Origin of the sequence: Dysgonomonas sp. ZJ279 (genome assembly GCF_011039205.1) — a bacterium.
Classification (GTDB): domain Bacteria; phylum Bacteroidota; class Bacteroidia; order Bacteroidales; family Dysgonomonadaceae; genus Dysgonomonas.
The window spans coordinates 59,528-70,997 of the sequence record NZ_JAAKEL010000006.1 but is presented as its reverse complement, the minus strand read 5'-3'; the positions used below and the strand labels follow the sequence as shown (position 1 = coordinate 70,997).

At 37.4% G+C, this 11,470-nt stretch carries 11 protein-coding genes; 5 read left to right on the top strand and 6 right to left on the bottom strand.

Going from position 1 to position 11,470, the window contains the following annotated elements; genetic code table 11:
- Positions 1-130: 130 nt before the first annotated feature.
- On the bottom strand, positions 131-1,312 hold the full coding sequence (locus G7Y57_RS09400; RefSeq protein WP_165022873.1) for a hypothetical protein: 1,182 nt from the start codon (positions 1,310-1,312) through the stop codon (positions 131-133).
- Between the two features lie 358 nt (positions 1,313-1,670).
- On the opposite strand from G7Y57_RS09400, the gene G7Y57_RS09395 reads away from it, so the two are divergent.
- Entirely contained in the window at positions 1,671-2,207 is a 537-nt protein-coding gene (locus tag G7Y57_RS09395) for an HDIG domain-containing metalloprotein (RefSeq protein WP_165022870.1), read from the top strand.
- 53 nt (positions 2,208-2,260) lie between these two features.
- On the opposite strand, the gene G7Y57_RS09390 is transcribed toward G7Y57_RS09395, so the two are convergent.
- From G7Y57_RS09390 to G7Y57_RS09370, 5 genes are all read right to left on the bottom strand, one after another.
- Positions 2,261-2,599, bottom strand: coding sequence for a T9SS C-terminal target domain-containing protein (locus G7Y57_RS09390; protein WP_165022867.1), 339 nt, complete (start codon positions 2,597-2,599; stop codon positions 2,261-2,263).
- 78 nt (positions 2,600-2,677) lie between these two features.
- Entirely contained in the window at positions 2,678-3,592 is a 915-nt protein-coding gene (locus G7Y57_RS09385) for a ribonuclease Z (RefSeq protein ID WP_165022864.1), read from the bottom strand.
- A gap of 6 nt (positions 3,593-3,598) precedes the next feature.
- Complete coding sequence (locus tag G7Y57_RS09380; protein ID WP_165022860.1) at positions 3,599-4,180, bottom strand: 7-carboxy-7-deazaguanine synthase QueE; 582 nt, start codon at positions 4,178-4,180, stop codon at positions 3,599-3,601.
- Positions 4,164-4,523: a 6-carboxytetrahydropterin synthase QueD gene (gene queD, locus G7Y57_RS09375; protein ID WP_165022857.1), complete on the bottom strand. Its 360-nt coding sequence runs from the start codon at positions 4,521-4,523 to the stop codon at positions 4,164-4,166. Before queD ends, G7Y57_RS09380 begins: the two co-directional genes overlap by 17 nt.
- Before the next feature lie 20 nt (positions 4,524-4,543).
- On the bottom strand, positions 4,544-6,703 hold the full coding sequence (locus tag G7Y57_RS09370; RefSeq protein ID WP_165022854.1) for a S9 family peptidase: 2,160 nt from the start codon (positions 6,701-6,703) through the stop codon (positions 4,544-4,546).
- Positions 6,704-6,974: 271 nt separating this feature from the next.
- Here G7Y57_RS09370 and G7Y57_RS09365 point away from each other — a divergent pair, with 271 nt between their 5' ends.
- From G7Y57_RS09365 to G7Y57_RS09350, 4 genes are all read left to right on the top strand, one after another.
- Positions 6,975-8,099, top strand: coding sequence for a TlpA disulfide reductase family protein (locus G7Y57_RS09365; protein ID WP_165022851.1), 1,125 nt, complete (start codon positions 6,975-6,977; stop codon positions 8,097-8,099).
- A gap of 77 nt (positions 8,100-8,176) precedes the next feature.
- Complete coding sequence (locus tag G7Y57_RS09360; RefSeq protein WP_165022849.1) at positions 8,177-9,721, top strand: YifB family Mg chelatase-like AAA ATPase; 1,545 nt, start codon at positions 8,177-8,179, stop codon at positions 9,719-9,721.
- A gap of 28 nt (positions 9,722-9,749) precedes the next feature.
- Positions 9,750-10,355, top strand: a complete 606-nt coding sequence (locus G7Y57_RS09355) for a DUF4254 domain-containing protein (RefSeq protein ID WP_165022847.1) — start codon at positions 9,750-9,752, stop codon at positions 10,353-10,355.
- Positions 10,356-10,420: 65 nt separating this feature from the next.
- Positions 10,421-11,467 (top strand): glycosyltransferase family 9 protein, encoded by a 1,047-nt coding sequence (locus G7Y57_RS09350; protein ID WP_165022844.1) that lies wholly within the window; start codon positions 10,421-10,423, stop codon positions 11,465-11,467.
- Positions 11,468-11,470: the final 3 nt, after the last annotated feature.

Below are 11,470 nucleotides of genomic sequence, written 5' to 3'. Positions count from 1 at the left end.
AAGGTTAAATGCGTCTGTAAATATACGCTTTTATTTCATATGTGTCAACATATAAACATATGTATATGTTTCAAATACAATGTGATATGAAAATTATTTAATATCTTTAGCTTAAATAATCAATGCTTTACTACTCTTTTTGATATAATGCCTGAATTTCTTTTTCGCTGTTCAATTCTATATTTACAATCAGTTTTGTAGTTTCTTTTTTCTTCTTTTTGTCGGTATACGTGATCTGACGTTCGATCGGTAAAGTCGTGAAATAGATATTCTTATTGTCTCGTATTACCTCCAGCGAATTCATATTTACAGTGTATGCAATAGATTTTATTTTTCGTGTTTTTAAATCAGATTCTATTGATTTAGTTATCGCCTCTTTCGTCGTGTTTTTTGCTCCGAAGAAATTGGTAAGAGTAGGAGCCATCTCTTTTTGCAGATCTTTATATTTATTTGAAGATAAAGTTTTGAAGAAATTAGTCAGTGTCTTTTTGATGCTGGCTAATTCTTCTCCTTCAATTGTTTTCATCTGGCTGAGGTAGTCATACCTTTCTTGTGCCAATGATCTGTATTCACCTGCAAAGTTTCCTAACTTTACATTTTCTATGTATGCGAGATAGCCTGCTGCTGTATTCTCATTACTGGTTGTTGCCCAACTGAGAGAATCCATTGTATGCCGTATCTCACGTTCATACGGAGTCTTTGGGTGGTCTGTAAGAAATGCGAAGAAAGCGTTTATATCTGTCGATTTTCTGAGTTTTGCCCACTCCTGACGCTCTTGTTCTCTAAGCTCTAGTATTTTTGCTTGTGCCATTGTACTAAACTGCCCTTCGGGATATTGCACCAGATATTTGGAATAGGCAAGAGGCGTATTTTTATCGATGCAGTCGTTCCAGAAAGCAGCTTCTTTGGCTTCGGCCTCTTTGTTTTGAACATACATATAGGCTCTTATCCCGCCAATAGAAATGAGGAGAATGAGGCCAATTAGTAGAAAGATGATTGATTTTTTATTGCTTTTACGTGGGATGGGATCCGTAGATTCTTCTTGGCTCGAGGGCCCTTCTGCATCTTTTATAGATTCCTCTTCTTTTATATCCTCTTCCACCTCTTTTGCGAAGGTTGTTTCTGAGATAGCATTATTTTCTATTTCTATGCTTACTGTTGAGAAATTAGTAACAACTTCAATGTCTTCCGCATTTTCTTCATCGGCAAACTGCGAAGCATGTGAGGTCAGTGCTATTTCTTGGCAATCGCGACAAAATGCTTCATCTTCTACTACATCTTTACCACAAAGGGGGCATTTATTCTCGGTCATAATTCGGGTTGTTTATACAAATGTACTTAAACATCTATTCTTTATGGGGGTATAACAATTATTTCTTACGTATGGTTTTGCATCCGACCTATTGTTTGGTCTAAAGTTCTCTATTTGTTTACTATATTTCTCTCGTCTCGTATTTATCTGTTTTAAATCAATGTTCAAAAGCAAATAATTTAATTACTTTTACACACCGAAAAATAAATACTTCTGACAGAATAACCATGAATGTCACAATGTTAAACTAGAAAAACAAGCTTTTATGTGACAAACTTTTTTTTCGGTCAGACGTTTTAAATATACACAATACTACAAACTTACATATTTTCTGAGAATAAATTATATTACTATAAAAATGAATGCACTAACTATCATCGAAAGATACTATAAAAAGGATTCTGAACTTCATAACATACTTATCAATCACAGTACCGATGTAATGAATAAAGCTCTTGTAATTGCCGAAAAACACCCGGAGCTAAATATTGATACAGACTTTGTGAAAGAGGCTGCAATGTTACACGATATTGGAATATTTTTCACTTATGCCCCATCTGTAAAATGCTTTGGAATAGCTCCTTATATGGCTCATGGCTATATGGGTAGTGAGTTGTTACATGAACTAGGTTATCCCGAACATGCTTTGGTTTGTGAACGCCATACGGGCGCAGGGCTATCTTTGCAGGAGATAATCGATAATAAATTGCCACTTCCTCATCGCGATATGATCCCGATAAGTATAGAAGAGCAAGTGATTTGTTTTTCTGACTGTTTTTTTTCGAAAACACATTTGGGCGAGGAGAAAACAATAGAACAAGTGAGAAATAGTCTGGCGAAATACGGGGAGCGTTCTCTGGCACAGTTTAATGAATGGTGCGAAAAGTTTTCATGAAATAAAAAAGCCTGCATCTGTGTAAATGCAAGCTTTCATTATTTTATGTCGGTTTATCTGACAATTATCTTTTGAGTAACCCTTCCTGCTTTTAATATATATAAGCCTTTAGGTAATTCTAGTTCACAGCCACCGAGACAGTTCTGTAGATTTTTACTTGTGACCTTCGAACCTAAAATGCTATATACTTCCAAATAGCCTTTTGTTGGTACATTCTGCAATTGGGTTCTGGTAGTACTATTTATCAAAATATCGAGATTCATAGTAATCTCTTTATTATCGACTGCCACAGCATCCTCTATCTCTATTGAGATGACAGAACCTTCGGCATCTACCGAAAGCGAACATCCTATAAATAGCAGTAAGCAGAATATTTTGTTAAATTGCACCATTATCACTTGTCTAATATTGGCAAATATATACAATCAAATATTATAAAAAGTATAAAGTAATAAAAAAATCAGGCTGGTTCACAATTTTTCACAGAGTCCCTCGTTAGCGAGTATTGTATTATCAAACAATTCTTTAGCTTCTTGTAGTAATATTCCGTTGTCTGTGTATCGGGCTGAGAAGTGCCCCAGCATAAGTTTTTTTACACCTGCCATTTTGGCTATTTTGCCTGCCTGCCTGGCTGTAGAGTGTCCTGTCTGTTTGGCTCGAAATGCTTCTGCATCGGCAAATGTCGCCTCATGATACAATAAATCCACGCCCTCGATGATAGGGATTATTTTTTCATTATATGCCGTATCAGAGCAATATGCATATGATTTAGAAGGCTCTGCGGGACGGGTTAATCTTTCATTTGGTACGATAGTTCCATCTTCTCTGATAAAATCGGCTCCTTTTTTAATTTTCGCTAATTCCTTGATCGGTATATCGTAGAATTTGATTTTATCTGTAATCAGATGAGCCTCTTTGGGCTTTTCCTGAAATAGAAAACCTGCGCAGGGTATTCGATGTATAAGAGGAATTGTCTTTACAGTTATTGATCTGTCTTCGTATATCAATTCGCTTATCTGAGGATCAAAAGGTTCTATTTTTACGTCACACGGAATTTCTCGGCAGAAATAATCCAGCTGAGGTCGTAGAATAGTTTCGAGGTCGGCATGAGCATGTATTGTAATGTCACCTGTTCGGCCAAGTAAAGCCAGTGTCGATATTAATCCTATCAGTCCAAAGCAATGATCGCCATGCAGGTGCGAAATGAAGATGTGGTTTAAACGGCCAAAGCGCAATCGGCTGTGGCGAAATTGTAACTGGGTACCTTCTCCACAATCGATCATGAAAAGCTTCTCCCGTACATTCAAAACTTGTGACGTGGGGTTGTGCTGTAGAGTCGGAGTTGCCGATCCACATCCCAGTATGTTCAGATCAAATCTTTCCATCTTTCCTTATTCGATATGTATCAGTTTATGTATCTGTAGGCTTAGTCTCCATTGCGGATTTGCCTTGATCAGTTCGACACAATAGTTTGCATTTTCGATATTTAGTTTATCTCCATCGAATATTGGACTGAGAAAATAGTTATCGGCTTTCGGGAAGATAGAGATGTCAGGAAGTTTATCTCCTTTCTGAACAGGTATCCTTATTTCGTGCGCAAAAGGAATACGTGACTTGATAATCTCATAGTCTTTTTTGGGGCTACATGTAATGTAATCTATCAATGATGGTACAGGTCTTGTCCCATTTGTTTCGATGGCTTGCTTATAGCCTTGTTCCCTAAATTTAGCAAGATGCTCATCTGTTAGTTGTATAGTTGGCTCGCCGCCTGTCCAGATAATCCACTTGCATGGATATTGTTTTATCTCATCTAGAATATCATCAATACCCATTTCGTCTCCATTTGCAAAATCCGTATCGCAGAAACTGCAAGCCAGATTGCATTTCGTTAAACGAATAAATATAGAGGGTTCGCCATTGCGCCCGCCTTCACCTTGAAGCGAGTAGAAAATCTCGTTAACAATCAGCTTCATAGATGGCAGATGTTTTAGGGGTTTCGCACACTTCTACGGCATACAGTTCGGGGATACTTTTCTTGAAAATATCGTATAAATGTTTTGCTATATTTTCGGCTGTCGGATTGAACGAAAATACATCGTTCAGATGTCGATGATCTAACGTATTATCAAGATAATCTTTTACGGTGCTTAGTTCGCGATAATCCTTAATAAAGCCCGTATTGTCCAGCTGCTCGGCTTTCAGATGTACGGTGATTATATAATTGTGACCATGCAACCGCGAACAAGGATGATCTGCTGACAGACCGTCCAGTATATGTGATGCGGAGAATGCGAATTGTTTACTTATTTTATACATAATGAATAATCAATCTAAATTTACTTCAAAAAATCGTCGAAGTAACGGGTTATATGTTCGTGTAAGTGAACTCTATCGACTCCCATCATATTATGCTCGTGACCGGGATAGACAAAGAAGTCAGGATGAGTTCTGTTTTTAATTGATGACTTAAGAAATTGCATGCTGTGCTGCATTACTACAACAGGGTCTTCATCGCCGTGTATAAGCATAAGCCGGCCTTTCAGATCACCTGCTTTTTCGACCATGCTCGAATTCTTATAGCCTTCAGAATTTTCTTTAGGAGAGTCCATATAGCGTTCGCCATACATTATTTCGTAATACTTCCAGTCGGTGACAGGTCCTCCGGCAACACCAACTTTGAACGTTTCGGGGTGGCGAAGCATCAGATTGAGAGTCATAAACCCACCATAGCTCCAGCCATGCACTCCTATACGTTCGGTATCTACATAGGGCTGCGATCTGAGAAAATCTACGCCTGACATCTGATCTTCAGTTTCTATTATACCAAGCTGGCGGTGTGTTATATTTTCGAAGTCGTTACCTCTGTTTGATGTTCCTCTGTTATCTATCGTGAAAACTACGTAGCCTTTTTCTGCCATGTATATATCCCATCCACGAGCTTGTCCTAACCAAGAATTATCGACTAATTGAGAATGCGGGCCGCCATATACATATACAATGACAGGATATTTCTTTTGCGGATCGAAGTTTAACGGTTTAACCAGACGGTAATAGAGGTCAGTCTTCCCATCATTTGCTTTCAGTGAGCTAAGAGTTATTTCCGGTAACTGCATATTGCGATAAGGATTTTTAGCTTCGTGGAAAATGGAGGTTTTATTATTACCTGTTTCAGTCAAAGCTACTTTTCCCGCATTGTTTTGCGATGTGTATATATCACAGATGTATTTGCCCGATGCGCTTAACATGGCTGAATGAACGCCTTCTTGTTTCGATAGCTGTTCTTTCTTCCCATTTTTAAGATTTATCTTATAGATATGCTTTTCTATCGGGCTGGCTTCGGTCGAGCTATAAAGAAGATTATCGCCTTTTTCGTCAAAACCGATTATTGAGGTTACATCCCACTTTCCGGAGGTGATTTGTTTGATCAGGGCGCCGCTTGTATTATATAGATATAAATGGTTGAAGCCATCACGTTTACTTGTCCAGACGAATTTGTTGGAATCATTTTTCAAAAATATGACAGGATTTTCGGGTTCAACATATTTCGGATGAATCTCTGTGAATAATGTCGATTTTAGGTTTCCTGTAAGTGCATCATAACTTTTTAGAATACACGTGTCTTGTCCTCTGTTTATTTCTGCAATATAAATAGATTTTTCGTCAGGACTCCATGCTATATTAGTCAGATATTTTTCTTTGGGGGTCCCTGTTTTGAGATAAACGGTTTTTTCTGTTTTCAGATCGTAAACACCGAGTGTTACTTGGTGGCTTTTCATTCCTGCCATCGGATATTTCAGGTCTTTCAGCTCTGCTACACGAGTAGATATGTCTACCAGCGGATAATCTATAACCATCGTTTGATCCATTCGGTAAAAAGCCAAAGCATTTCCTTTGGGTGACCAGAATGTTCCTTTATGTATCCCAAATTCGTTGCGGTGAGCGGATTGTCCATTCACAATAGCTTTGTCGGTTTCTTTTGTTATGGGAAGCTCACGACCTTCTTTGGTTTGTATATATAGGTTATTATCTTTTGTGTATGCAAATATTCTCTTTTCGATAGAGAAATCTTTATTCTGCATTTCTTTTGTTATGGCATATTTTCCTGTCGTTTCTCCTGTAAGGATATTGAGTAAGTAGCTGTTGCTCGCGGTTGAAATGAGTATTTCATTCGATTTGCCATACAGAGATGTTACATATCCGATGCTTTTTAGTTCAGCACTCTTTTCTAAGCCAAGCTTTTGATTAATAATCTCAAGAGTGATTAATGCTTGTGGCTTTTGATTTGTCTTTTGAGGTACAATAAATATCGAGTCGCCTTTAGCATAAGTCAGTTGATCTCCGTACCAATTTAGCTGACGGGGCATTTCGGCACGATACTTGTAGAATGATTTTCCGCCGGGAATGAGGTCTTCTAACGAAAGAGGAATGTCTTGGCTGTATGATTTCATTGGAAGTATGATGCTCAAAGCAAAAATAATGAAATTTATGATTCTCATGTCACGTTTGTTTTTGAAAGTGCAAATATAGTGATTTCTATGGTAAGAGCTTATTGGGTAGCTGTTATTAATGTGAAAACAAGAGAACATAACTGATTGTTGTTTGGCTCAAAAGAGTGTTTTTGGATATCAGAATCTTTAAATTAATCTTTTTTTAGAACAATTTAAGGTTTTTAAACGTTTTAGAAAATAAAAGCTATCTTTGTACGTTATTCTAATAAAGGCTATGATGTATATAGCGATAATGTATTGAAAATTTAGAATGAACATAATGAATAAGAATAATATAATAACTCTAACGTCTCTACTTCTGTTTGTGTTTGCTTTAATATCTTGTGGGGGTAATTCTTCCAAGTTTGAGGTGAAGGGCAAATTAGATAATGTAACAGAAGGATATTTTTATGCTGCCCGCGAAATAGGAGACTCGCTTTTAGTTGATACGGTGAGGATTAATGCAAAAGGAGAATTCTCTTTTTCAGGAACTGTGGATACGTTGACTTTTATGTCTTTATATTTCAATCAGAATACAAAAAGTACTTATATACTTGTAGATAAAGGTTGGACAGTAGAGCTGAAAGGGGATGTTTTGTTTCCTGATCTGATAAGTGTAAAAGGAGGATCTATAAATGATGATCTGACTTCGTTTAAAGAGCAAAATAAAGATATGCTGAAATCTCGCGTCGAAATTTTGAATGTTTTATCTGAGGCTGTTGAAAAAGATAGTGTAAGCGGAAAAAGTTTTGCCGAATTAAAGAATATAAATTTCACCCTGTCTAATATTGCTGCAAACTATGTGAAAGCAAATCCTGACAAGATAGCCAGTGTAATGCTCATCAATACATTTTTTAAAGATGAGACATCGATACCTCGTCTTGATGAAAATCTCGAATTGTTGAGAGGTGAAGCTGCCGTATTTCCTCTGACTCTCGATTTGAAACGTTATAGTGCGAAAATAAAGCAATCGACAGTGGGTACACCTGCCCTTAATTTCACATTAAAAGATCTGAAGGGAAAAGATGTAAGTCTTATCGATTACAGAGGTAAATATCTTTTATTATCATTTATATCTACCACATGCGAGGCGTGCGACCGCGAACGGAAAAATGCCGTAGAGGTTTATAATCAGTTGAAAAAAGACAAAAAGAATATTGATTTTGCTACAATAGTTATGGATACAGAGCTGGAGCCTATTTCGAAAAACACTCTTGATTCTGTGAAGTGGACTCTGTTGCCCGATCACGGCGGATGGTCTGCTAAGACTGTTGAGCAATACTACATACGAGAAATTCCTTACAGTATATTAATATCTCCTACGGGAATTATATTGGAAAGGGATGTGTCTTTTTTAGACTTACCAAAGAAGCTGGATGATATTTTATCAGGCAAATCGAAATAAAGGTAGACTGTTATTGAGATAATCCTTCTGTATTTTGCTATATTTGCCTTTTCTGATTAATTCTATAAATACAGCTAATGTTAGTAAAAGTTTTTGGTGCAGCAGTGCAAGGCATAGAGGCAACATTGATAACTATAGAAGTGAACTCTTCTAAAGGTATTAAGTTTATGCTTGTAGGCTTGCCTGATGCTTCAGTAAAAGAGAGCCATGAGCGTATTATATCTGCACTTCAGGTTAATAATTATAAAGTTCCTCGTCAACAAGTTGTAATAAATATGTCTCCTGCTGATATCAGAAAGGAAGGTACTGCTTATGATTTGCCATTGGCTATTGGTATTCTGGCGACGAGCGAGCAAATAAAAGCCGATAAACTCGGGGATTATCTTATTATGGGTGAGTTGTCGCTCGATGGTACTATACTGCCTATCAAGGGTGTGTTGCCGATTGCGATTAAAGCTCGTGAATTAGGATTTAGGGGAATTATACTTCCGAAGAAAAATGGTAGAGAAGCAGCTGTTGTAAATAATTTGGAAGTTTACGCAGTTGAAAATATATGTGAAGTGATCGATTTCTTCAATGAGAAGGTCTCATTAGAGCCTACTATTGTAGATACACGAGCTGAATTTGAACAATCACAACAAACTTTTGAATTTGATTTTTCAGATGTAAAGGGACAAGAGAATGTGAAACGTGCATTAGAGGTTGCAGCAGCCGGAGGACATAATCTTATAATGGTAGGGCCTCCCGGAGCAGGTAAATCTATGATGGCTAAACGTATTCCATCTATATTACCACAATTCACATTGCATGAAGCCCTCGAAACAACGAAAATACACAGTGTAGCAGGCAGAATGGGAGCCGAGACGTCACTGATGACTCAACGCCCTTTTCGCAGTCCGCACCATACTATATCGGATGTGGCTTTAGTCGGAGGCGGAGCCTATCCTCAGCCCGGAGAAATAAGTCTGGCACATAATGGTGTGCTGTTTCTTGATGAACTGCCCGAATTTAGCCGGAATGTTTTAGAGGTAATGCGACAACCTTTAGAAGATCGTAAAATTAATATATCCCGTTCTAAATTCTCCGTGGAATATCCGGCAAGTTTTATGCTTGTGTCGTCTATGAATCCTTGTCCTTGCGGTTATTATAATCATCCGGACAAAGAGTGTGTATGTCCGAATGGGGCGGTACAGAAGTATCTCAATAAAATATCAGGACCATTACTTGATCGTATTGATATTCATATTGAAATAATTCCTGTTCCTTTCGAAAAAATATCGGATAAAAGACCGGGCGAGGCGAGTAATTTTATACGAGAACGTGTGGTAAAGGCTCGCGAAATTCAGGCTGTGCGATTCGATAAAGAAGATGGTGTGTATTCTAACGCACAGATGACTCCAAAACTTCTGGCAAAGTATGCTTCACCCGATAGTGCGGGTTTGGAATTGCTGAAAACGGCAATGGATCGATTTAATTTATCGGCACGTGCTTACGATCGTATATTAAAAGTTTCCCGTACTATTGCAGATCTAGATTGTTCGGAAAATATTCTTTCAAAACATCTGGCGGAAGCAATTAATTACCGAAATTTGGACAGAGAAACCTGGGCAAACAAATTATAAGACATAATATTTACTAATATATAGCTATATGAAATTTACAGCTTTGAGTAATTCAATTTTTGAAAAATCAATAAGCAATTACCATACAACAGATAATGTAGATACTCCTATCAGTAATCCATATGAGGTTCAATCTATAGAATCACTTCTTTACCTTAAAAACTGGATAGATACCGTTCAATGGCATTTGGAAGATATAATTAGAGATCCACATATTGAACCATCGGAAGCTCTTAAAATAAAAAGGCGGATCGATAAATCTAATCAGGAAAGAACAGACTTAGTAGAACTAATAGATAGCTATTTTCTGGATAAATATAAGACTGTAAAAGTTTTGCCGGAGGCTAAAATTAATACCGAAAGCCCTGCATGGGCAATTGATCGTCTATCTATTCTTGCACTTAAAATATATCATATGCAGCAAGAAGTGGATCGCCAAGATGTAGAGGAGAAGCATCATCAGGAATGTTTGAAAAAACTAAATATATTACTTGAACAACGAAAGGATTTATCTACAGCTATTGACGAATTGTTGCTGGATATTGAAAGCGGGAATAAATATATGAAAGTTTATAAGCAGATGAAGATGTACAATGATCCTGCATTAAATCCAATATTGTATGGGAAAAAATAATTTTTCATACTAATAAGCAGCACACATATATATAATACATGTCTCTATGGACTTAATTTCTTTTTATGGCTAAAATATTGGTAATAAGGTTGTCGTCTTTTGGTGATGTTGCAATGCTGGTACCGGTAATATATTCTGTTGCTACAAAGTACCCTCAAGACCGTTTCTCTGTAATGACCCGCAAGTCTTTTGCACCATTATTTGAGAATTTGGGTTTTAACGTAAATGTTATTCCATTTGATATAAATGGAAAGCATAAAGGTATCCGAGGGTTGCTACGGATGGCTAATAAATTGTATGTAATGGGATTTACTCACGTAGCGGATGAACATGATGTTTTACGTTCGAAAATAATAAGATTTATTATGCGAATTGCAGGGCACAGAGTGGCCTGTATAGATAAAGGGCGTAAAGAAAAAGCCGAGGCAATTGCTACAAAAAAACTTGTTCCGCCTTTGAAAACCACGGTGCAGCGTTACTTGGATGTTTTTGACAAATTGGGTTTCCCTGCAGATATAACTTTCACTGATATACTTTATTTTGTTCCTCGCGAATTTTATAATCTTAAGGCGATTGCCACAGAGAAAAAAGGTAGATGGATTGGTGTCGCTCCATTTGCAAAGCATAAAGGAAAGATTTATCCTTTAGAGAAAATGGAAAAAGTGGTTGAGATGCTTTCGAAAGAACCTGATACGACAATTTTTTTGCTCGGAGCAGGTAAAGAGGAGAGAGAAGTATTGAATAAATGGGCTAGCACTTATCCTAATGTAGTAGATACTTCATGTAAGCTAAAGCTTGAGAATGAACTTTTGCTCATGTCGTATATGGATGTTGTTTTAACTATGGACTCGGCTAATATGCACTTAGCGTCGTTGGTTAAGACACCGGTAGTGTCAGTTTGGGGTGCAACACATCCTAATATGGGATTCTATGGTTTCGGTCAAGATCCAGACAATGCTGTTCAGATCGATCTGGAATGTCGCCCTTGTTCAGTATATGGCGACTTGCCTTGTCAGAGATTCGATTACGCATGCTTGGGGTACATCACCGAATCTATGATTATCGATAAGATACATAAGGTGCTGGATAAGCAGAAAGAGAAAAAAGGTTGAGGA

Bases quoted from the DNA above. Each gene is read 5' to 3' on its own strand.
- G7Y57_RS09365 (WP_165022851.1), top strand. From the start codon at position 6,975: ATGAATAAGAATAATATAATAACTCTAACGTCTCTACTTCTGTTTGTG.
- G7Y57_RS09385 (WP_165022864.1), bottom strand. From the start codon at position 3,592: ATGGAAAGATTTGATCTGAACATACTGGGATGTGGATCGGCAACTCCG.
- G7Y57_RS09390 (WP_165022867.1), bottom strand. From the start codon at position 2,599: ATGGTGCAATTTAACAAAATATTCTGCTTACTGCTATTTATAGGATGT.
- G7Y57_RS09370 (WP_165022854.1), bottom strand. From the start codon at position 6,703: ATGAGAATCATAAATTTCATTATTTTTGCTTTGAGCATCATACTTCCA.
- G7Y57_RS09395 (WP_165022870.1), top strand. From the start codon at position 1,671: ATGAATGCACTAACTATCATCGAAAGATACTATAAAAAGGATTCTGAA.
- queD (WP_165022857.1), bottom strand. From the start codon at position 4,523: ATGTATAAAATAAGTAAACAATTCGCATTCTCCGCATCACATATACTG.
- G7Y57_RS09380 (WP_165022860.1), bottom strand. From the start codon at position 4,180: ATGAAGCTGATTGTTAACGAGATTTTCTACTCGCTTCAAGGTGAAGGC.
- G7Y57_RS09400 (WP_165022873.1), bottom strand. From the start codon at position 1,312: ATGACCGAGAATAAATGCCCCCTTTGTGGTAAAGATGTAGTAGAAGAT.
- G7Y57_RS09360 (WP_165022849.1), top strand. From the start codon at position 8,177: ATGTTAGTAAAAGTTTTTGGTGCAGCAGTGCAAGGCATAGAGGCAACA.
- G7Y57_RS09355 (WP_165022847.1), top strand. From the start codon at position 9,750: ATGAAATTTACAGCTTTGAGTAATTCAATTTTTGAAAAATCAATAAGC.
- G7Y57_RS09350 (WP_165022844.1), top strand. From the start codon at position 10,421: ATGGCTAAAATATTGGTAATAAGGTTGTCGTCTTTTGGTGATGTTGCA.